Below are 21666 nucleotides of genomic sequence, written 5' to 3'. Positions count from 1 at the left end.
AGGGTGCGGCAGCGGCTGGTTAACTGAGTAACCGTACCCTCACCCCAACCCCTCTCCCGAGGGGAGAGGGGCTTTCACTTGCCGGCAGCGAAGCGGGCCCTCGACAAGTCCACACAAGTGTTGATTGACCGAATGCGTGGGTTGTGGCGAGGCCAGCATTTGCGCATCAGGCGCTCAACCCGTGCGCGCTCACAACTACTCGCGGACATCTCCCTTCTCACTCCGGGAGAAGGTGGCGCGCAGCGCCGGATGAGGGTGCGGCGGCGGCTGGTTAACTGAGTAATCGTACCCTCACCCCAACCCCTCTCCCGAGGGGAGAGGGGCTTTCAGCGATTGCAGCCGCACAGCGGCCTGTCGGCGATTCCACCCACTTGTCGATTGATCGGATTGGAACGCCACCACGTTCCGCCACACCTACCCGCTGCGCTTGTGTCCGTCGCCGGGCTTTGGGGTATAACCGGACGAATGTCGATCATCGCCGATGACAGCGGCGGATCGGCCAGCGACGGTCAGTCCGCGCTGGCGATCACGCCCTTGCAATCGACGTGCTTCGTCTCCCCTCCCCCGACTGCAGGAGATGTGCGACATGCGCAACGAGCAACTCAAGCCCACCCTCGGCACCTGGCAGCTGTGGGGCATTGCGGTGGGTCTGGTGATCTCCGGCGAATACTTCGGTTGGAGTTACGGCTGGGGCACCGCCGGCACGCTGGGATTTCTGGTCACCACCGTGCTGGTCGCGGTGATGTACACCTGCTTCATCTTCAGCTTTACCGAGCTGACTACGGCCATTCCAAATGCGGGCGGGCCATTCGCCTACAGCCTGCGCGCGTTCGGCACCTATGGCGGGATGCTTGCGGGCCTGGCCACGTTGATCGAATTCGTGTTCGCGCCACCGGCCATCGCGATGGCGATCGGTGCGTATCTGAATGTGCAGTTCCCCACGCTGGACCCGCGCATCGCCGCCATCGGCGCGTATGTGATCTTCATGAGCTTGAACATTGTCGGCGTGGCGATTGCGGCTGCCTTCGAGCTGATCGTCACCTTGCTGGCAGTGATCGAACTGTTGGTCTTCATGGGCGTGGTAGCGCCGGGCTTCAGCGTGGCGCGCTTCGCCGCCAATGGCTGGGCCGGCAGCGATGTGTTCGGCCCTGCGGCCATCTCCGGCATCTTTGCCGCAATTCCGTTTGCGATCCGGTTTTTTCTGGCGATCGAAGGCGCAGCGATGGCGGCCGAGGAAGCCAAGGACCCCAAGCGCACGATCCCGCGCGCCTACATCGCCGGCATTCTCACTTTGGTGGTGTTGGCGCTGGGCGTGATGGTGTTTGCCGGCGGCGTGGGCGACTGGCGCCAGCTATCCAACATCAACGACCCGCTACCGCAGGCGATGAAGGCCGTGGTCGGCAATAGTTCGACCTGGCTGCACATGCTGGTGTGGATCGGCTTGTTCGGGCTGGTTGCCAGCTTCCACGGCATCATCCTGGGTTACTCGCGGCAATTTTTCGCACTGGCGCGTGCCGGCTTTTTGACGCACGGGCTGGCCAAGTTGTCGCGCTTTCGTACGCCGCACCGCGCGATTCTGGCCGGCGGCGTGATCGGCATTGCCGCAATCTGCAGCGATAGCGTGGTGAAGATTCAGGGCATGTCGCTGACGGCGGCAATGATCACCATGTCGGTGTTCGGCGCCATCGTGATGTATGTCATGAGCATGCTCAGTTTGTTCAAGCTGCGACGCTCTGAACCTGGGCTGGAGCGCAGCTTCCGCGCACCTGGGTATCCGGTGGTGCCGGCGATTGCGCTGTTGCTCGCGTTGGTCTGTCTGGTGGCGATGGTGTGGTTCAACCCGATCGTGGCGTTGATCTTTGTCGGCCTGCTGCTGTTTGGCGCGCTGTGTTGCGTGCTGAGCCTGCGCAGCCAGACGTCCATCGTGGCCAGCGGCAGATGAGCGGCTTTGCGTTTACGGCCGGCGGCGAGCGGTTCCAGTTTGCCGATCTCAAAACGTTGCTGGCCAAGGCGACGCCGGCACGTTCGGGCGATCAACTGGCCGGGCTTGCGGCCGATTCCGAGCTGCAGCGCGTCGCGGCGCAGATGGCGCTGGCAGACATGCCGTTGCGGCATTTCCTTGATGAAGCCGTGGTGCCGTATGACACCGATGAAGTCACCCGGCTGATCGTCGACCAGCACGACGCGCATGCATTCGCCGCAGTGGCGCACCTCACCGTCGGCGGGTTTCGCGATTGGTTGCTGAGCGCGCAGGCCGATGAAGCCGCACTGGCCGCGCTGGCCCCCGGCCTGACCCCGGAAATGGTGGCCGCAGTGTCCAAATTGATGCGCGTGCAGGATCTGATCCTGGTCGCGCAAAAGATCCGTGTGGTCACGCGCTTTCGCAATACGCTGGGATTGCGCGGGCGGCTATCCACGCGCCTGCAACCCAATCATCCCACCGACGATGCCACCGGCATTGCCGCCAGCGTGCTCGACGGATTGTTGTACGGCAATGGCGATGCGGTGATCGGCATCAATCCGGCCAGCGACAGCCTGGCAGCCACCACCACGTTGTTGCGCATGCTCGATGCGGTGATCACCGGCTACCAGATCCCCACGCAGTCGTGCGTGCTGGCGCATATCACCACCACTATCGAGGCCATCAATCGCGGCGTGCCAGTGGATCTGGTGTTCCAGTCCATCGCAGGCACGGAGGCCGCGAATGCCAGCTTCGGCATCAACCTGGCGGTACTGCAGGAGGGCTACGAGGCGGGGCTGTCCTTGCGGCGCGGCAGCGTCGGCGACAACGTGATGTATTTCGAAACTGGCCAGGGCAGCGCGCTGTCGGCCAACGCACATCATGGCGTGGATCAACAGACCTGCGAAGTACGCGCTTACGCGGTGGCACGACAGTTCAAGCCGTTGCTGGTGAACACCGTGGTTGGCTTCATCGGCCCGGAGTATCTCTACGACGGCAAGCAGATCATTCGTGCGGGGCTGGAGGATCATTTCTGCGGCAAATTGCTTGGCGTGCCGATGGGCTGCGATATCTGCTACACCAACCATGCCGAAGCCGACCAGGACGATATGGATATGTTGCTGACTCTGCTCGGCACCGCCGGCATCAACTTCATCATGGGGATTCCCGGCTCGGACGATGTGATGCTGAATTACCAGACAACCTCATTTCACGATGCGCTGTATGCGCGTCAGGCACTTGGCCTGCGTGCAGCGCCCGAATTCGAGCGATGGCTGGACCAGCAAGGCATTCTGCGGCTGCATGGCGATGGCCGGTTTGAACTAGGCAGCGAGGTACCTGCAGCGTTTCGCCGTGCGCTGTCGCACTTCCCCACCGAGTCGCCGCAATGAGCAGCCCGACGACACCCCCGCACGATGCCTGGGCGCAACTGCGTCGGCTCACCCCTGCGCGCATCGCACTCGGGCGGGTCGGCACCAGTTTGCCCACTGCCGCGCACCTGGATTTCCAGCTCGCGCATGCGCAGGCACGCGATGCGGTGCATCTGGCATTCGACCCGGCACCATTGCAGGCCGCACTGGAACAACGTGGGCGCAGCAGCATTCTGTTGCACAGCGCTGCGGTGGACCGGCATGCCTATCTGCAACGCCCGGATTTGGGCCGCCGCCTGGCCGACGACGCTGCCACGCATCTGCGCGGGCTCACCGCTGTCCATGGCGGCGGGCATGATGTCGCCGTGGTGGTTGCCGACGGGCTCTCGGCGCTGGCCGTGCATCGGCACGCGGCGCACATGCTCGAACAGATCGATGCCCTGGCTGCACATGAAGCCTGGTCGCTGGCGCCGGTGGTGTTGGTTGCACAAGGGCGCGTCGCAATAGGCGACGAGGTCGGCGAACTGCTCAAGGCACGCGTGGTGATCGTCTTGATCGGCGAAAGGCCGGGGCTGAGTTCGCCCGACAGTCTCGGCCTGTATCTCACCTACACGCCACGCGTCGGGTTGACCGATGCCGCACGCAATTGCATCTCCAACATCCGTGCCGAAGGACTGACTTACGCCGACGCCACGCACAAGCTGGCGTATCTGTTGCGCGAAGCGTTCCGCCGTCAGTTGTCCGGTGTGCAACTCAAGGACGAAGCGGAGCAACCGGCGTTGCCGTCGGCCGGGCCTGCCGATGCGGTGCCGCGTACGTTCCTGTTACCGGATGCATAACGCTCTGGCCGATGGATCGGAGATGGGTCGTCAACAAGGCGACTCACCAGCGACGAGTGCTTGCCCGCCTGCCGCCGCCTGCCAGATGTAACACGCGATCATTGCAGGCCGGTCGATGCGAGCGCGCGGCTGGCGCCTGCAATAAACTATTTTTCGCGCAGCGCCCGCTCACTGACGACGCCGTTAACGCCAGGCTTTCATCGATCAGCGCGCGTCGCAGTCGCGATGTCGGATCGGCGCAAGGTCCGTTGCGCAAAGAATCGACCACGGCAGCCCGCGAGGTCGTGAGTCCGGTCTTGTCGTGATAGAACTCGATGTCTGCGGTGACCAGCTCGCCGATGCGACGCATGTCGCAGGCGTTGTACGCGTCCCAGAACAGCGTGTCGGTGTTTCGAACCTCGCGTTCGTCGTCCGCGCCAGATGCAGCTGGTGCATCGAATGCGACCGCATCGAATGCAACAACGAGCGACAAGACAATGGCCAGACCTGCGAGTTTCATGTCGGATCCCGAAACGGTGAAGTCCGACGGTAAACGTTAGTCGAGCTCTCGCCGCCCCCAGGAAGTCACCATGCCGACCGGTCGCTCGCTTGGCCGAACGGTGCCCGAGGCGGTCAACAGTGTGCGAGGCGGCCTGCGTTACGTAAGCCTTCTCGAGCGCGTCGCATGGCAAACGCCAGGCCGCAAGCGCGGCGTTGACGCAATCATGGACCGACAGGAGGTCTACCTCAGCGCACCATCCTGCGGATTACTTGCAGCATACGTGCTGGTCTACAGCTCGTTGTCATGCACATGCCGCAGCGCATTGCGCACATCCTCTGGCAACCGATCCACATCCAATAACACCTTGCCAGAATGCACATCGCGCACCACCGACGCCGGCAGGACGAAATCGCCGCCGTTCTCGATATTGATCACCAGCTCGGCGCCATCGTTGCGGATATCGCGCACCGCGCCAACACCAACTTCGCCGTCGCGCAGGAATACCATCTGGCCGATCTCGATCTGCTGCATGTCACTCTCCTCATGAAGCACCGGCGCAAGCGCGCTGTGCCGTGGTGGTTGATCATCGCGCTGCTCGGTGTTCTGCCGTGGTGAAGCGCAGCTCAGTGCGGCGCATGCAGCACGCACGGCTGGCGCGCGCGCGGGCGGCCCTTACCCAAGCGTTCCCCCGATAACACCGTGCGAGCGAAATCCCCAACGCTGTCGTCGCGTACAGATGCGCAATCGTGGTGATGCAATCGGCACACACACGCGGCATTGAAGGCCGCGTGTGCGTGCAACCTTCAACGCAGCGGAACGTCCGCTACCTTGTCCTGGTAATCCTTCTTCGGGTCGACGCCGAACAGCACCTTGATGCCGGCGAGCAGACTGGAGCCGTTGAGCCAGATCTGCGCGTGATCGGGGTCCAGACGCAACAGCGCCAACTTCGGATCGTCCTTGCCACCTTCGTACCATGCTGCGACGTACGGGTTCCACAACCGCTCGATCACGGCCGGGTCGGTGTCTTCGCGCAGCGATCCGCTGATGCTGGCGAATAGATCATGGCCCTTGCTGCTGAAGGCGCCGATGACGCGGCGGCCCTGCCCAAGCATTGCGATCAATGCATTGTCTTTGGACGTGAAAAACCAGATCGGACCACCGCTGTCGCCCTCGATCTGCGCTGTCATCGGACGCGCATGGCCGTCTTCGACGCCATCCAGGCCCAGCATCACGGTGCGGTCGGACTTCAACGCCTTCCAGAATTTTTCCTGCAGTTCTTTGGGATCTGCCATTTCGATTCCTGACATACGCGCTTTTACGCGGGCCGTTGAGTCTGGAAGGCCGCACGCCCACGGCATGTGAGGACGCACAGGCAACGCATCGGTATAAGGCAGCCGCATCGAGACAGCGGCCAAGCGCGACTGACAACACGACTATGAGCAGCTAACAACATGACTGCGCAGCCACCAGACGGGCGCTACCGGAGCCAGGTACGGCAGGGACCACGCGTGCACGCCATTTCATTCGCGCCGCCCGCATCCACCTGACGGCTGCTCGCTACGTTGTGAGAGCCGCTCTAGTGGTGCGCGTTGCGACCTGCAGCTGGTGTAAAGCGTGACCACAGCGCACATCCTGCACATTGCTTGGCGTCGCCGGCGCCAACAAGCGACCCCGGCAGTACCATCGCTCTGCACCGCAGGCGGCGCCGACGTGAACTCCAACCCGACCACGACGCCTGCTCCATCGCAGGCAACCGCGCTCGACGACTCACGCAGCGCACAACATCTGCGGCGTCCCCACGTGTCTGTATGCGTCCCTTCCCAAAAGAGCGCCACACCATGTCCGTCTCGCACATCCGCACGACCTGCATCGCCGCTGCACTATTGAGTCTTGTCAGCGTTGATGCGGCAGCACTCACCGGCACCGCTTCACGTCCGCAGCTCACCAGCAGCGAAGCAAGCACTTATACGATCGCCAAAGCGCTGGCCAAGGCCGGGCCGATCACTGCATTGGTCACCGACAACTGGAATCCCACTGCCGGCGTTGCCTTGCTCAGCGCGGACTATGCGGTGGCCGCGGATGGCTCCACGCGCTACCGCACCGTGCAGTCGGCGATCGATGCGGCAGTGACCGCAGGCGGCACCACGCGTCGCTACATCAGCATCAAGGCGGGTACCTATACCGAACTGGTGTGCGTGCCGACCAATGCACCGCCGTTGACCCTGTTCGGGCTGGGTGCGGCCAAGGCCGACACCATCATCCGCTTCAACAATGCCAACCCCACGCCCAAGCCCACCGGGACGGCGAGCCATGCGTGTGCCAGCAATGCCTCGGCCGCCACGGTGGGAACGTCCAACAGCGCCACGCTGACGGTGCGCGCGGCCGACTTCCAGGCACGCCATCTGCGTGTGGACAACAATTACGTCGAAGGCACCTACGCGGACAACAACCAGGCGGCTGTCGCGCTGGCAGTGCGCGGCGACAAGGCGAGCTTCGAAGATGTGCTGGTGACCGGCAACCAGGACACCTTGCTGATCAGTGCGACAAATGCAGCCAATGTCATTCGTGCGTATTTCAAGAACAGCACCATCGATGGCGATGTGGATTTCATCTTCGGCTCCGGCGTCGGCGTGTTCGACACTGCCAACATCCGCTCCACCGGCGCGCGCTTGGGAACCAGCCGAGGCGGCTATATCTTTGCACCCAGCACGCGCCCCGGCAGCGCATACGGCTTTCTTGCCATCAACAGCACCTTTGTCAGCCTGTCCGGTTCGCCCGACAACCAGACCTATCTGGGTCGCGCCTGGGACGAAGGCATCAGCAATCTGGGCGCTTACGTCAACGGCACCTCACCCAATGGTCAGGTGACGGTGCGCAACTCCACGCTGGGCAGCCATATCCGCAAGACCACGCCCTGGAATGCCTCCACCGCAAGCCGCCCTTATTGCAGCAGCAGCTGCACCAATTCGGCAAACCGCTTTTACGAGCACGGCAATAGCGGTGCGGGCGCCGCCGACTGAGCGTTAGCCAGGACAGCTGCGCCGCTCTCCGGCAGCCTCGCAGCAAAACCTGCGTTTAGCACTGCACTCGTCGCCTGTTGGCAACCCGCGTGATGCGGCCTGCCAGCAGGCGATGTTGTTTGACATGTCTCCGCTCCACTGATGGCGGCGCAGTGTTGGATGAGGCAATGCGTTGGTTGGCTTCGGGGATGCGGTGCCGAGTTCGCCCCTCCGACGTCGGCAGCCGACACGAGGCGCCACGCTTACGGCTCCCCTAGGCGATCGACGTAGCGACATCGATACCCTTACTGCATGCACTGTGCCTCCCCCCGCACGGTCATCCAGTTGTCATGCAACGTATCGATGCCGCGCGCAGATTGCACCGCCACCGCGCCCCATCGGAGCACTCCCCCATGCAACCTACGTTTCCCTTTCCAGCCATCGCGCCGCTCACACTCGCCTTGTTCGGCATGACGGCCTTCCAGGCCGACGCGGCGCGACCGCATGGGCAGGACGTGCCAGACACCGCGCACAGCATCTCCACCCGGTGGGGCGTGGTCCAGCAGCCGAGCTTGCCGACGCAGAGTTGCGCCACGCTCAAGGCCGCGCTGGTGCCGGTGGCCGGTTCGCTGGACACGCTAGATCCCGATCCCGCCCACTCCAAGCGCGATACCGCACGCCTGCAGGCGGCCATCGACGATTGCCCTGCCGGCAGCGCGGTGCATCTGGTCCCCGGCGATGCCGGCGAGTCCGGCCTGCTCAGTGGGCCGCTGACCATCAAGAGTGGAGTCACGTTGTGGATCGACCGCGGCGTCACCTTGTTTGGCTCGCGCAATCCGCAGGACTACGACAACGGCCTGGGCACCTGCGGCACCGCCACCAGCGACAAGGCCAAGTCGTGCAGTCCGCTGATCCACATCTCCGATGCGGCCAAGAGCGCCATCGTCGGTGCGGGCAAGATCGACGGCCGCGGCGGCAGCACGCTCACGGCCGGGCCCAATGCCGGCAAGGCCAGCTGGTGGGATCTTGCGTATCTCAACGTCACCAAAGGCTTGAGTCAGCACGTGCCGCGTCTATTGCAGATCGACAACAGCACCGACGTCACCTTGTACGACATCACCCTGGAAAACTCGCCCAATTTCCATGTCATCAGCGATAACGTGGTGGGCTTGACCGCGTGGGGCATCAAGATCCTGGCACCCAGCCTGGTTTATTCGCGCCCTGGCTACCAATGCCCGGCCGGCAGCACCCCGGACGTCAATCCGCACGCTACCTGCTTCACGCCGGAAACCGCCAAGAACACCGACGGGTTCGACCCCGGTCAGTCGAAGAATGTGCTGCTGGCGTACTCCTACATCGGCACCGGCGACGACGGCGTGGCGATCAAGGCGCATGCCAACAGCAAGCGCAGCATCGCCTCGGAAAACATGCTGTTCGCCTACAACCAGTTCTACTACACCCACGGATTCTCGCTCGGCAGCGAAACCGATTCGGGCATGCGCCATATCGCCGTGCGCGGGTTGAGCATCGACGGCTTCAACGCCAACGATGTACAGCGCGATCCCTACTCGGCCAATGGCCTGCGCATCAAGTCCGATGCTTCACGCGGCGGGCAGGTCTACGACATCAGTTTTGAGAACATCTGCATGCGCGGGGTTGCGCGCCCGTTGGTGTTCGATGCCAATTACGCCAATGCGGCGACGCGCGACAAGATCCCGCAGTTCAACGGCATTTCGCTCAGTAACGTGCATTCGCTGGGTTCGACCACGTTGGGTGGCGGCGAACTGAGTTTCTATGGGTATCGCGATGCCAGCACCACCCAGCCGATCACCATCTCGCTGGACAATGTCGTGCTGGAAGGCGGCAAGGTCAGCTTCGCGCAGCCGCATTTCGGTGGGCCTGCGAGTAATCCGGGGGCGACGCACTTCACCTTCAAGGGCGGCCCGGTGAACTTTTACGATCAGCTGACGGAATCGGTGCCCAACGATGTGCAGCTGCAAGGCAAACCCGGCCCGGGCGCGCCACTGCAATGCAATGACGCCTTCATTGCCTATCACTCGGTGCTGCCGGATTCGCCGATCTGAGTCGGATGTTCTGACCTGCAGCACAGCAGTCACACGCTGATGCATCGCTTGCTGCGATCAACCGATCGCAGCAAGTCATGGGCTCAAAGCCAACAATGCAACGAGCACGCATCCGGCCAGCCGGCGGCGCGCACCAGTGCGCTTGCACGGTACGGCCGCCATCCGGCCGACGCAGTTACGCTCAGTCAGCGCCGCTGGCCGCGCGCCAGCTATGCCACAACTGCTGCACCGGCGGTGGATAGGCCGCCTTGCCGCCCAGCTCGCGCTGCAAGCGCAACCGCGCAAGACGCGACCACACCCGATGCGGCCGTGCCAAGGCCGGCTTGCGTGGCCATGCATGCAACAGCTGCGTGCGCCAGGCCACCGTGGTGACACCGCCAGGCGCGGCGCTATCGCCGGCCACGCGTTGACGTGCATCCAGCCATTGCACCGACACCGCAGTGGCATCGCTTGGCGCCGTGCGCGTAAACAGCACCGCTTCCACTGCGACCACTGCCTCGGCAAAGGCCCGTAACTGGTCCAGCGCCTGCTGCAGCGATGCCGGCTGTGCGCGTGCGACCTGCATGGTCGGCAAGGTCTCGGCCAACTGCGCCCACGGCGCGCGCACCGGCTCCAGCACGCGTCCCAACGGATGCCGCGAGCGTTGACTGGACCAATCGCGCAACTCTTGCTGCCACCACGCCAGCTTGGCGTCGGCCGGCAACGGGTCGCCGGGGATATTCATGATGTCCTCCCATTCCTGCAGCAAGGCGAACCAGGCCGCGGTCAGGTGGCGCTGCGCTGCGGGAACGAACGGCTCGGCAACCGACCACTCCGGCCAGCGGGTTCGCCACTTGTCGAGAAAACTGTCGAGAGCGCTGGATTGGCTCATGGCGGGTCCAGAAATAAGTTCAAAAGAATCAGGTCTGCGGCCACGTGGCCGGATTCCACAGCAGCTGCGGCTGGTCCACCAGCACATCGGCCTGCCAGCGCGCCGGCACATCGTCATGCAGGCGATAGCCCCACAACACCGCCACCGACGGCATGTTGGCCGCGCGCGCCGCGAGAATGTCGCGCTCGTCGTCGCCGACGTAGACGCACTGCGCAGGCGCAACGCCGATGCGTTCGGCGGCGGTCAGCAACGGCAGCGGATGCGGCTTGCGCTCGGGCAAGGTATCGCCGCCGATCAACACGGCACAGCGCTGTTGCCAACCCAGTTGCGGCAGGATCAAGCGTGCAAGAGATTCGGGCTTGTTGGTGACCACGCCCCAGATGCAGCCGGCCGCTTCCAGCCGCGACAGCAGCGCTTCGACACCATCGAACAGCTGCGAGTGGGTCCCGATCAAGCCTTCGTAGCGACGCAGGAACTCTGGCACCAAAGCGGTGCGCGCAGCGTCATCGAGTTCGGCAAAGGCCACGCCGACCATCGCACGCGCGCCTTTCGACACCACCGGCCGCAGCTGTTCCAACGCAATCGGCGCACGCTCGCGCTCAGCCAGCATTGCGTTGACCGTGGCCAGCATATCCGGCGCACTGTCCAGCAAGGTGCCATCCAGATCGAACAACGCCGCACGCGGAAAACTCACGCGCCCACCACGAGTGACCAACGACAAGCAGCCCGGCAGGAATCGAAAGACATCAAGATTGCAGTTAGCTGCCCTTCCCAATCCCGAATCCCGACTCCCCAATTCCCGCCCGTCACGGCCTCACCGCATACGCCAGATAATTGACCTCGGTGCGCGAGGACAGCCGCGCACGATTGCGCCACGGCTCGTACAGCATGCCGCTGACGTCTTGCAGCTGTAGTTCGGCGCTGCGCAACCACGCCGCAAGTTCCGATGGCTTGATGAAGTCCTTGTAGTGGTGCGTGCCCTTTGGCAGCAGCCGTGCGATGTATTCGGCACCGACCACCGCCAGCGCGAATGCGGCCGGCGTGCGGTTGAGCGTGGACAGGAACAGCTTGCCGCCCGGCTTGAGCAGGCTGGCGCAGGCGCGGATGATCGCGGTCGGGTCCGGCACGTGTTCGAGCATTTCCATGCAGGTCACCGCATCGAAACTGCCCGGCTGCTCGGCTGCCAGGTCTTCCACCGACTGCACGCGGTAATCCACCTGCACGCCCGATTCCAGGCTGTGCAGCCGGGCGACTTTCACCAGCTCCGGTGCCAGATCGATTGCGGTGACCTGCGCGCCCAGGCGCGCCATCGACTCGCTGAGCAAGCCGCCACCGCAGCCGACATCCAGCACCCGTGCGCCGGCCAGTTCCTGGCGTGCGGACACGTACGCAAGACGCACCGGGTTGAGCGCATGCAGCGGCTTCTGCGGGCCGTCGGCGTCCCACCAGCGGTTGGCCAGTGCGGCGAATTTGTCCAGCTCGGCCTGACGGAAATTGCTGGAGGTGGATTGGGTCGTGGGATTCATGCGGAACTCCGGGATGCGATGACGCGCGATCAGGCGCGGACGGTGCGGATGCGTTCGCGCCATTGCCGCGCATTGGCGACCAGGGCGGCGGTATCCATGTCGATCAGCTCGCGCTGCACCAGCTTGGGCTTGCCGGCGATCCACACATCGGTGACCTGATGACGGCCGGCGGCGTAGATCAATTGCGACAGCACATGATGCAGCGGCTGGGTCTCCAGCGCAGACAGATCCACGCAGACCAGATCGGCCTGTTTGCCGATTTCGATCGAGCCAATCTTGTCGCCGAAGCCCAACGCACGCGCACCGCCCAACGTGGCCGCGCGCAGCGTGGTGGCCGCATCCAGCGCGGTGGCATCGTTGGCCACGGCCTTGGCCAGGATCGCGGCAGTGCGGTTTTCGCTGAACATGTCCAGATCGTTGTTGCTGGCGCAGCCGTCGGTGCCGATGGCCAGGTTCACCCCAGCGCGTTGCAATGCGCAGGCCGGGCAGAAGCCCGACGCCAGCTTGAGGTTGGACTCGGGGCAATGCACCACGCTGACGCCGCGCTCGGCGCACAGATGGATTTCCGCCTCGGTGAGCTGGGTCATGTGCACGGCGATCAAGCGGTCGTTGACCAGACCAAGCCGATCCAGCCGTGCCAGCGGGCGCTGGCCGTATTGTTTGACCGAATCGGCCACTTCCTGCGCGGTTTCATGCGTGTGCAGATGCACCGGCATGTCCAGCTGATCTGCGAGCATGCGTACGCGCTCGAAGTTGGCGTCATTCACCGTATAGGGCGCATGCGGTGCGAACGCAGTGCCGATCAACGGATCGTCGCGCCATTGGTCGTGGAGCTCGCCGGCCCGCGCGAAGTATTCGTCGTCCGACGATGCCCAAGCGGTGGGGAAATCGATGATCACCGCGCCCACCAATGCACGGAAACCGTGTTGCTTGTAGACCGCCGCCTGCACATCGGCAAAGAAGTAGTTTTCGTTGACGCAGGTGGTACCGCCGCGCAGCATCTCGGCGATGGCGAGCGTGGTGCCGTCGGCCACGAACTCAGGCCCGATCACCGCCGCTTCCACCGGCCAGATGTGCTGCTGCAGCCACACCATCAGCGGCAGATCGTCGGCAATACCGCGCAGCAGCGTCATCGGGTTATGCGTATGCGCATTGACCAGACCCGGCATCAACGCCGCCTCCGGGCGCGAGACGGTCTGCTTCGGCGCAAAGCGCGTGCGTGCTTCGGCAGTCGGCAGGATCGCCACGATGACGCCATTGCTGACCGCCACCGCGTGGTCTTCGAGCACCACCGCATGCGGTTCGATCGGCACCACGTAACCGGCTTCGATCAACAGGTCGCACGCTTCGGGAGGGGCATTGGTCATGAGCGTATCCATAAAGGGTTAGTTGTCGAACGGCCAGCTGCGATCGCCACCAGCAGCAGGCACGTAGCGTTTGCCGTCGTAGCGCAGCACCTGGCGTGCACGACGGGTGCGTTCGGTATCGGTGTCGCTGCCCGGCGCGGTCTCCATGGTGACCACGTCGGCGGTCAGGACGATGTCCGCATAGCCGGCATGTGCCTGCGCTGCCATGCTCACAGCGACCTTGGCGGTTTCGGTGATGACACCGCCCTTCCCCCAACTGCACGGCTCGCCTTTCACACGCTGCCACGCATACAGATCGCGTTGCAGCACCGGGCGCAAATTGCGCCCGTCGCGTACCAGCAAGGTCAATGCCTGATTGCTGTAAAAATCCGGGCAGCTGGGCCCACGCGCAGCGCTATGCACCACCACGCCGATCGCGCGCACGCCCTTGGCCAGGTCATAGCGCGCCGTATCCAGGCGCAGGCTGTCGGCAGCGAGTTCGAAGGCCGCGTCCTCGCCCATTTCCTGCGCATAAAACGCCAGCACCTTGCCGCTGGCGGCATCAAGCATGGCCACGCGCAACTCAAGGTCGCGCTCGCCAGCCACGGTCTGAGCGTCGCCAGCAAACGCGATTGCTGCCAGCCGGATGGCCGGATCGTTCGGCCACGGCTTGCAGGTCTGGGCCACCGCACGCTCGACCGGCACCGTGGCGGCAGCGCCGCCCACGACACCGGAGGTTGCAATGGCCGCAACGGCGGCCACGTCACCGGCGTCGCAGGTTGCGGCGGCCGATTGCGCAAAGGCCGGGCACGCTACTAGCGCAGCCCACAGCACCACCAGGACACCGGCACTGCGTACCGCTCGAACAGGCAGGCGTCGCGGGCGCATCCGGCTTACTTGACGCGCGCCGAGTATTCGCCCGAACGCGTATCGACCTTGATGATTTCGTCCTGATTGACGAACAACGGCACGCGCACCACCGCACCGGTTTCCAGCGTGGCCGGCTTGCCGCCGCCGCCCGAGGTATCGCCGCGCACGCCCGGATCGGTCTCGGTGATCTTCAGCTCAACGAAGTTCGGCGGCTGCACCCAAATCGGCGCGGAATTCCACAACGTCACGATGCAGTCTTCTTCGCCCTTGAGCCACTTTTCGGCGCCGCCCATGCCGGCCTTGTCGGTCTGCACCTGCTCGAAGGTTTCCGGGTCCATGAAGTGCCAGTACTCGCCATCGCTGTACAGGTAACGCATGTCGGTATCGACCACGTCGGCCACTTCCAGGTCATCGGTCGCCTTCATGGTCATTTCGACCACGCGGCCGGACCTGATGAATCGGTACTTCATGCGGGTGAAGGCCTGGCCCTTGCCCGGCTTGACATATTCGGTCTCGGTGATGACCGCCGGCTCGTTGTTGACCAGGATCTTCATGCCGTTCTTGACGTCGTTCATGCCAACAGTGGCCATGGTGCAGCTCCTCGATAAGACCACGACCCGCCACACGGTGGCCGGTCGGATTAGAATGGGGCGCCCGCCGCAACCGGCGGGCATTGGTTTTGTGACCGCACATGATAACCGCAGCCCCCGTCGCCTTACAGCCATCCCCGCCCTCCACCCTGCAGCCGCCGCGCTGGCAGCAGCAGTGGCGCGATGCCGTGCGCGACCCGCGCGCATTGCTGGAACTGCTGGGCCTGGACGCGCAAGCGGCCGGCATCAGTGCAGACGCGGCCGCGCAGTTTCCGCTGCGCGTCCCGCAGGCCTTCGTGACGCGGATGCGGCACGGCGACCTCGACGACCCGCTGCTACAGCAGGTGCTGCCGCTGGATGCAGAAATGCAGCCGGTGCCGGGCTTCGGTCTGGATGCGGTGGGCGATGCCGCCGCCAAGACGGCCGCCGGGGTGATCCAGAAATACCGCGGCCGCGCCCTGCTGATCGCCACCGGCAGTTGCGCGGTGCACTGCCGTTATTGCTTCCGTCGCCACTTCCCATACGCAGAAGAAACCGCCGCGCGCGATGGCTGGCGTGAGGCGGTGGAGGCGATCGCTGCCGACCCGGACATCGACGAAGTACTGCTATCCGGCGGCGACCCGCTGTCGCTGGCCACGCCCAAACTGGTTGAACTCACCGACGCCCTGGCCGCCATCCCACACCTCAAGCGGCTGCGCATCCACAGCCGCCTGCCGGTGGTGTTGCCCGCACGCGTGGACACGCCCCTGCTGGCCTGGCTGCGCAGCCTGCCGTGGCCGGTGGCGTTTGTGATCCACGCCAACCATGCAAACGAATTCGATGCCGACGTGGACAGCGCCATGCACGCCTTGCGCGATGCCGGTGTGCAACTGCTCAATCAGGCGGTGCTGCTGCGTGGCGTCAACGACAGCGTGGACGCGCTGGCCGCGTTGAGCGAACGCAGCTTTGCCGCCGGCGTGCTGCCTTACTACTTGCATCAGCTCGATCGCGTAGCGGGCGTGGCGCATTTCGAAGTGGACGATGCCCGCGCACGCGCCCTGCATGCGGAACTGGCCACGCGCCTGTCTGGCTATCTAGTCCCGCGCCTGGTACGCGAAATCCCAGGCGATACCGGCAAACGGCCGCTGTAACCAACCAACTCAAGCAGTGCATCGTAGGAGCGCACCCGGGCGCGACGAGGCCTCACCGGTAACACCCCATCGCGCCCAGGTGCGCTCCTACGGTGGTATCCGGTGCCACATCAAGTGCGCGAAATTCCGGGCGATACCGGCAAGCCGCCGCTGTACCTACACCACCCAAACGCAGCTCGTCGTAGGAGCGCACCCGGGCGCGACGAAGCCTTACCGGTAACGCCCCATCGCGCCCAGGTGCGCTCCTACGGCGCTATCGGGTAACGTGGCAAATGAGCGAAGTCTCAGGCGATGGCCGTTGTAATCGCCCAGACCCAAGCACTCCTCGCCGTAGGAGCGCACCCGGGCGCGACGAAGCCTCACCGGTAACGCCAATCGCCCCCAGGTGCCCTCCTACGGTACTTAGCCCGTCGCGATCAGCTTGACCATATCGGCCGGGCTCAAGGGCCTGCTGAACCAGTAGCCCTGCCCCAGATCGCAGCCGCGCTCGCGCAACAGGTTGAACTGCGCCTCTTGCTCGATGCCTTCGGCCACTACCGTAATTCCCAGCGAGTGGGCCATGTTGATGATGGCCGTGGTCAGCGCCAGATCGTCCGGGTCGCGCTGCAGGTCGGCGATGAAGCTCTTGTCGATCTTGACCCCATCCACCGGCACCTGGCGTAGATGGCTCAACCCGGAGAAACCGGTGCCGAAGTCGTCCAGCCACACCTTCACACCGGTGCGGTGCAGCTGATCGAGCAGGCTGGCGGCCATCATCTCGTCGCCGATCACCGCCGTCTCGGTCAGTTCCAGATGCAGGCGCGCGGCCGGCAAGCCAGACTCGGCCAGGCACTCGGCCACGGTGTCGATCAGATCGCCGCTGCGCAACTGCCGCGGCGACACATTGACCGAAATAAACAGACCCTCGCCCACTTCCGGCCACTGCGCCGCTTCCAGGCAGGCCGCGCGCAGCACCTTGGGGCCGATCATCTCGATCAACCCGCTCTGCTCGGCAATATCGATAAACGTGGAGGGCGCAATCGTGCCCAGCGCCGGATGCTGCCAGCGCAGCAGCACCTCCACGCCTACCAGCAGGCGGTCGCTGGTGCGGTAGATCGGCTGATAGACCAGCCGCAACTCGTCGCGCTCCCAGGCACCGCGCAGCTCGTGCTCCATATGCACGCGTCGCTCCACCGCATGGTCGGCCGCGCGGCTGTAGAAGCGGTGGCAGTTTTTGCCGGCGACCTTGGCCTGGTACATCGCGATGTCGCCGTTCTTCAGCAGCGCGGTGGCATCGTTGGCATCGTCGGGGAACAGCGTGATGCCGATCGAGGTGCCCAGGAAGACTTCGCGGCCCTGCACATTCAACGGGCGGCTCAATTCATGCACCAGGCGGTCCGCCAGCTGTGCAGCGAGCAGGGTGACATCGCCGCTTTGCAGCAGGATCACGAACTCGTCGCCACCGAAGCGCGCCAGGATCGCATCGTCGCCACCCAGCGCAGAAACCGCGCGACTGATCCGGCTGGCGAACTGCAACAAGGCCTCGTCGCCCGCTTCATGACCAAGCGTATCGTTGACGCGCTTGAAGTCGTCGATATCGGCAAACAGTAGTGCCAGCTTGCTGTTGCTGCTGCGCGCGGTATTGAGCAGGTAGTCCAGACCTTCGCGAAAACCCAGGCGGTTGGTCAGCCCGGTCAGCGCATCGGTGTAGGCCATATGACGCACTTCACGGTCGTGCCGGGCAATGCTTTCGCTCATGCGGCCGAATGCGGAAATCAGCTCGCCAATCTCGTCGTTACGCGGATGCGGCGGCAATTGCACGGCGTAGTCGCCGCGCTCGATCTGCCGCGCCGCCGCCGCCAACAGCCGCACCGGCGCCACCAGCGTGCGTTGCACATAGATCGCCAGCAGCACGCCCAGCGCCACCAACGCGGCCAGCAGCACCAGCAACCAGCCCAGATCGCGCTTGCCGATCGCATTGAGGTTCTGAACCAGGGTCAGATTGGCGCCCGACTCGATCTTGCGCACCCGCTCGCGCGACATGCCCACGCGCACCCCGCCGATGCGCTGATCGCCGATCTTGATCGGCACCGTCACGTCCAGCACCTCGGGCGAGGATTGCAGCAGCATCGCCTGCGCGGTCACCGCCTTGGCCGCGAGCGGGTCGTCCATGCGCTGACCGTAGCGCTGCAGATTGGGCGTGCCGTCGTGCACCAGCAGGCCACGCCGATCGAACACCAGCACATACGTCACCACCTGCTGGCGCGAGGCATTGCGCACCAGCGCGCCTACCGCCCCCAGGTCGGAGTAATACAGCGGATTGGCCAAGCCGGAGGCAAGCTCGGTCGCCAGCGTCTCGCCACGGGTGCGCAGGCTGCGATCGAACAGCTCGTGCAGGATCTGTGCGCTGAGCCCGCGCACCTCGCGCTGCATCGCACTCTGGCGTTGCAGCAGCGACGCCAGGATCGCGCCGACCAACAGCAAGGTCAGCGCCATGACCAACAAGAAGCGTGCCTGCAACCCGAAGCGCACCTGGCTCATTCGATTTCATCCCTGACGTGACGCAAGCCGGCGCTCAACGCATCCAGACGCCTGCGACTGCTGCCATCCAGCGGGTGAAACGCGGTGGTGCCGAAAAAGCGCTTGAGCGCTGGTCCGGCCTGCGGGTCGGATGCTGCCTGCAGCAACACCACGCGCAGGCGACGCTCCACTGCCGGGTCCATGCCGGAGCGCACCATTTCCACCGCACGCGGCACCGGCGCGCTGCGGTACACGATGCGGAAATCGCGTTTGAACACCGGCGGCAAATGCCGCTCGTCGTCCCAATCGAGATTACTGAAGGCCCCGGCATCGATCAGGCGCTTGTGCACGAACGCAGCGACATTCAATTTCGAGCCGACCATCAGATAGCCCACCGAGCCCGGCACCTGAGGGTCGTCGGGCGACAGCAGCACATCGCAGGCGATGCCGTTGCGCATCAGCTCCAGCATCGGCACCAGATAACCGCTGGTGGAGGACGCAGTCTGCAATGCCAGGCTATGCCCGCGCAGTTGTGTGAGCGACTGGATCGGGCTGTCGCGGCGCACGAAGAAAACCGTGTGGAACTCGCGCACCCCGCCACGTTCGGTCATCAGCAACGGGTGCGCGCCGCCGCGCCGCTCCAGCAACATCGCCGCACCAGTGGTCTCGCTGACCCAGTCGACCCGGCCACGCCGCAGATAGCTGGACATCTGGCGCGCATCCGGCGCCATCAGGATCTCCCCACGACGAATACCCACCTCGCGCATGCGCGGCACCACATAGTCCAGCAGTGGCTTGAGTTGATCGTAATGCGTGGCGGGGTCATCGCTGATCCGCCCGAGCACCAATACCGAGGAGGGCGCTGCCGCAGCCGTCGCGGCCAAGCCTGCCCCGGCCACCAGCCAGCAGGCAATCAGACACCATTGTAGACCGCGCAAAACGGACACTCCCCTAGAGCCGCGGACAGCCTAGCCGAATCTGTGAAGATGTGACAGACGTCAGTTTCCGGCACGCTTGGCCAGCATCGCCATGCGCTGCGCATCGGACAGGATGCCGCGGATCAGCCGCACCTCCTGCTCGGTCATTTCCGCGCGCAACAACAGCCGCCGCAACTTGCGCATCGCCGACTCCGGCGCGCGCCCCTTGTGGAAGTCGATCTCGTCCAGGGTTTCGCCAAACTGGCCGAACATGCCTTCCAGCTGCGCATGGCTGGCCGGCCCGTCGCGCAGGCCGGCGGCGGTGGCCGGTGCTGGCTCGGCCTCGCCGGCTGCCAGCTGTGCCAGCCGTACTTCGTAGGCGAGCACCTGCACCGCCGCCGCCAGATTGAGTGAACTGAACTGCGGGTCGGACGGGATATGCACCGCCGCGTGGCAGAGCTGCAATTCGTCGTTGGTCAGGCCAGTGCGCTCGCGGCCGAACACGAACGCCACTTCGGCCGGTTCGCTCGCCTTGGCCAAGGCCCGCTGCGCGCCTTCGTCCGGCAGCAACTCTTCCAAGGCCACCCGACGCGCGCGCGCTGTGCAGCCGATCACCAGCGTGCAGTCGGCTACCGCCTCGCCCAGCGTGGCGAACAGCGGCGCATCGCCCAACACTTCCTCGGCGCCGGCCGAGCGCCGATACGCGTCTTCATCGAGCGCGCGCTCGGGCGCCACCAGTACCAACCGCGAGACACCCATGGTCTTCATGGCACGCGCGGCGGCGCCGATGTTGCCTGGATGCTGGGTACCGACAAGAACAAAACGGATGCGCTGGCTGACGGACATGAACGGAGATTGGGGAGCTATTCGGTCGTAGATGGTAAACTGCGCGGCCGGCTTTGGTGCCGGACCGCTCTTTTACCTTCGCCATTTTCGATTCTGCCTTCACGGGAGCTTTAACCATGCAGAAACCCGCCGTCACCGTCATGGTCAAAGCCGCCCGCCTCGCCGGCAATGTGCTGTTGCGTGGTATCAACAAGCTGGATGCACTCAACGTGGTGCAGAAGGGCCGCATGGACTACGCCAGCGAAGTCGATGCCGATGCCGAAAAAGTCATCATCAAGGAACTCAAGCGCGGTTACCCCGAGTACGCGGTGTTCGGTGAAGAAGGCGGCGTGCAGGGCGGCAAGAGTGGCCGCTACACCTGGGTCATCGACCCGCTGGACGGCACCAGCAACTACCTGCGCGGGTTTCCGCATTACTGCGTGTCGATCGCACTGGTGGAAAACGGCGAACCGACCGACGCGGTGATCTTCGACCCGCTGCGCAACGAGCTGTTCACGGCCAGCCGCGGCGCCGGCGCGGTGCTCAACGACCGCCGTATCCGCATTGCCGAGCGCAAGGATCTGGAAGGCGCGATGATCCACACCGGCTTCCCGCCGCGCGAGCGCGCACGGATCAGTGCGCAGTTGAAGTGCGTCGATGCGGTGCTGGTGCAGGCCGAGGACGTGCGCCGCACAGGCTCGGCCGCGCTGGATCTGGCCTACGTGGCCTGCGGGCGCGCCGATGCCTACTTCGAAGCCGGCGTCAAAGCCTGGGACATCGCGGCAGGCGTGCTGCTGGTGCGCGAAGCCGGCGGCCGCGTCTGCGACTACAAGGGCGCCACCCCGCCGCGCATGGACAACATGGGCCCGGAAACCCAGCAGATCGTGGCCGGCAACATCAAGATCAGCGACGCGCTGCAGAAGGTCATCGTCAACACCGGCTACGCGCGCGAGTTCGACGCCAAGTTCTGATCGGTGCGCCGGCAATCGTAGGAGCGCACCCGGGAGCGACCGAAGCTTTCCACCAGAAAGCCCCTCGCGCCCAGGTGCGCTCCTACATGACAGACCGCAGCAAACACAGAAGGCCGGGATCACTCCCGGCCTTCTTGCGTTACAGCGGCAACACCGACTACCCAGGAAAGTTCGACGCCAGGTTCTGATTGCCGCTCCCGCAATCGTAGGAGCGCACCCGGGCGCGACCGAAGCTTCCCACCAGAAAGCCCCTCGCGCCCAGGTGCGCTCCTACATGACAGACCGCAGCAAACAAAGAAGGCCGGGATCACTCCCGGCCTTCTTGCGTTACAGCGGCAACACCGACTACCCAGGAAAGTTCGACGCCAGGTTCTGATTGCCGCTCCCG

Annotated in this window: 19 protein-coding genes and 1 other RNA gene; 8 read left to right on the top strand and 12 right to left on the bottom strand. The window is 64.5% G+C overall.

Annotated elements, in window-relative coordinates; translation table 11 throughout:
• The first annotated feature begins 577 nt into the window (after positions 1-577).
• The 3 genes from eat to eutC are packed head-to-tail and all read left to right on the top strand — an operon-like array spanning position 578 to position 4169.
• A complete protein-coding gene (gene eat, locus ABQZ00_RS07805; RefSeq protein WP_323537167.1) occupies positions 578-1942 on the top strand; it encodes an ethanolamine permease in 1365 nt (454 codons plus the stop codon).
• Positions 1939-3351 carry an ethanolamine ammonia-lyase subunit EutB gene (locus tag ABQZ00_RS07800; protein ID WP_323537168.1) on the top strand — a complete coding sequence of 471 codons (1413 nt, stop codon included), beginning with the start codon at positions 1939-1941 and terminating at the stop codon, positions 3349-3351. The genes eat and ABQZ00_RS07800 overlap by 4 nt, the downstream gene beginning before the upstream one ends.
• Positions 3348-4169 carry an ethanolamine ammonia-lyase subunit EutC gene (gene eutC, locus ABQZ00_RS07795; protein ID WP_323537169.1) on the top strand — a complete coding sequence of 274 codons (822 nt, stop codon included), beginning with the start codon at positions 3348-3350 and terminating at the stop codon, positions 4167-4169. The genes ABQZ00_RS07800 and eutC overlap by 4 nt, the downstream gene beginning before the upstream one ends.
• A gap of 43 nt (positions 4170-4212) precedes the next feature.
• Here eutC and ABQZ00_RS07790 read toward each other — a convergent pair whose 3' ends face one another.
• The 3 genes from ABQZ00_RS07790 to ABQZ00_RS07780 all read right to left on the bottom strand — a co-directional run bounded on the left by ABQZ00_RS07790 (position 4213) and on the right by ABQZ00_RS07780 (position 5957).
• Positions 4213-4668: a nuclear transport factor 2 family protein gene (locus ABQZ00_RS07790; RefSeq protein ID WP_323537170.1), complete on the bottom strand. Its 456-nt coding sequence runs from the start codon at positions 4666-4668 to the stop codon at positions 4213-4215.
• Between the two features lie 270 nt (positions 4669-4938).
• Complete coding sequence (locus ABQZ00_RS07785; RefSeq protein WP_323537171.1) at positions 4939-5181, bottom strand: hypothetical protein; 243 nt, start codon at positions 5179-5181, stop codon at positions 4939-4941.
• 272 nt (positions 5182-5453) lie between these two features.
• A complete protein-coding gene (locus ABQZ00_RS07780; RefSeq protein ID WP_193552451.1) occupies positions 5454-5957 on the bottom strand; it encodes a pyridoxamine 5'-phosphate oxidase family protein in 504 nt (167 codons plus the stop codon).
• A gap of 190 nt (positions 5958-6147) precedes the next feature.
• On the opposite strand from ABQZ00_RS07780, the gene ABQZ00_RS07775 reads away from it, so the two are divergent.
• From ABQZ00_RS07775 to ABQZ00_RS07765, 3 genes are all read left to right on the top strand, one after another.
• A non-coding RNA gene (locus ABQZ00_RS07775) (sX9 sRNA) lies at positions 6148-6223 on the top strand.
• 265 nt (positions 6224-6488) lie between these two features.
• Entirely contained in the window at positions 6489-7670 is a 1182-nt protein-coding gene (locus ABQZ00_RS07770; protein WP_055852017.1) for a putative acyl-CoA thioester hydrolase, read from the top strand.
• Positions 7671-8062: 392 nt separating this feature from the next.
• Complete coding sequence (locus ABQZ00_RS07765; protein ID WP_323537172.1) at positions 8063-9733, top strand: glycoside hydrolase family 28 protein; 1671 nt, start codon at positions 8063-8065, stop codon at positions 9731-9733.
• A gap of 181 nt (positions 9734-9914) precedes the next feature.
• Here the strand turns inward: ABQZ00_RS07765 and ABQZ00_RS07760 are convergent, their stop codons facing one another.
• From ABQZ00_RS07760 to efp, 6 genes are all read right to left on the bottom strand, one after another.
• Entirely contained in the window at positions 9915-10604 is a 690-nt protein-coding gene (locus ABQZ00_RS07760; RefSeq protein ID WP_323537173.1) for an isoprenoid biosynthesis enzyme family protein, read from the bottom strand.
• Positions 10605-10632: 28 nt separating this feature from the next.
• Complete coding sequence (locus ABQZ00_RS07755) at positions 10633-11298, bottom strand: phosphoglycolate phosphatase (protein ID WP_323537174.1); 666 nt, start codon at positions 11296-11298, stop codon at positions 10633-10635.
• A 112-nt stretch (positions 11299-11410) separates the two neighbouring features.
• Positions 11411-12130, bottom strand: coding sequence for a bifunctional 2-polyprenyl-6-hydroxyphenol methylase/3-demethylubiquinol 3-O-methyltransferase UbiG (gene ubiG, locus ABQZ00_RS07750; protein WP_323537175.1), 720 nt, complete (start codon positions 12128-12130; stop codon positions 11411-11413).
• 29 nt (positions 12131-12159) lie between these two features.
• A complete protein-coding gene (locus ABQZ00_RS07745; RefSeq protein WP_323522668.1) occupies positions 12160-13497 on the bottom strand; it encodes a TRZ/ATZ family hydrolase in 1338 nt (445 codons plus the stop codon).
• Between the two features lie 18 nt (positions 13498-13515).
• On the bottom strand, positions 13516-14364 hold the full coding sequence (locus tag ABQZ00_RS07740; RefSeq protein ID WP_503064249.1) for a PA3715 family protein: 849 nt from the start codon (positions 14362-14364) through the stop codon (positions 13516-13518).
• Between the two features lie 5 nt (positions 14365-14369).
• Positions 14370-14936 carry an elongation factor P gene (gene efp / locus ABQZ00_RS07735; RefSeq protein ID WP_055851998.1) on the bottom strand — a complete coding sequence of 189 codons (567 nt, stop codon included), beginning with the start codon at positions 14934-14936 and terminating at the stop codon, positions 14370-14372.
• Between the two features lie 101 nt (positions 14937-15037).
• On the opposite strand from efp, the gene epmB reads away from it, so the two are divergent.
• On the top strand, positions 15038-16066 hold the full coding sequence (epmB, locus tag ABQZ00_RS07730) for an EF-P beta-lysylation protein EpmB (RefSeq protein ID WP_323537176.1): 1029 nt from the start codon (positions 15038-15040) through the stop codon (positions 16064-16066).
• A 402-nt stretch (positions 16067-16468) separates the two neighbouring features.
• On the opposite strand, the gene ABQZ00_RS07725 is transcribed toward epmB, so the two are convergent.
• Genes ABQZ00_RS07725 through ABQZ00_RS07715 form a run of 3 tightly spaced genes read right to left on the bottom strand, consistent with a single transcriptional unit; the run spans position 16469 to position 20328 of the window.
• A complete protein-coding gene (locus ABQZ00_RS07725) occupies positions 16469-18586 on the bottom strand; it encodes a putative bifunctional diguanylate cyclase/phosphodiesterase (RefSeq protein WP_323537177.1) in 2118 nt (705 codons plus the stop codon).
• Positions 18583-19512 (bottom strand): phosphate/phosphite/phosphonate ABC transporter substrate-binding protein, encoded by a 930-nt coding sequence (locus ABQZ00_RS07720; protein ID WP_323526318.1) that lies wholly within the window; start codon positions 19510-19512, stop codon positions 18583-18585. The genes ABQZ00_RS07725 and ABQZ00_RS07720 overlap by 4 nt, the downstream gene beginning before the upstream one ends.
• A 51-nt stretch (positions 19513-19563) precedes the next feature.
• Complete coding sequence (locus tag ABQZ00_RS07715; protein WP_323537178.1) at positions 19564-20328, bottom strand: RNA methyltransferase; 765 nt, start codon at positions 20326-20328, stop codon at positions 19564-19566.
• A gap of 116 nt (positions 20329-20444) precedes the next feature.
• Between ABQZ00_RS07715 and ABQZ00_RS07710 the strand changes: the two genes are divergently transcribed.
• The gene (locus ABQZ00_RS07710) at positions 20445-21278 is read left to right on the top strand and encodes an inositol monophosphatase family protein (protein WP_005994417.1); all 834 of its coding nucleotides are present in this window, start codon (positions 20445-20447) and stop codon (positions 21276-21278) included.
• Positions 21279-21666 lie beyond the last annotated feature (388 nt).

This window comes from Xanthomonas sp. WHRI 10204, assembly GCF_040202875.1.
Classification (GTDB): domain Bacteria; phylum Pseudomonadota; class Gammaproteobacteria; order Xanthomonadales; family Xanthomonadaceae; genus Xanthomonas.
The sequence above is the reverse complement of the archived record's forward strand: the minus strand, read 5'-3'. Positions and strand labels throughout refer to the sequence as shown.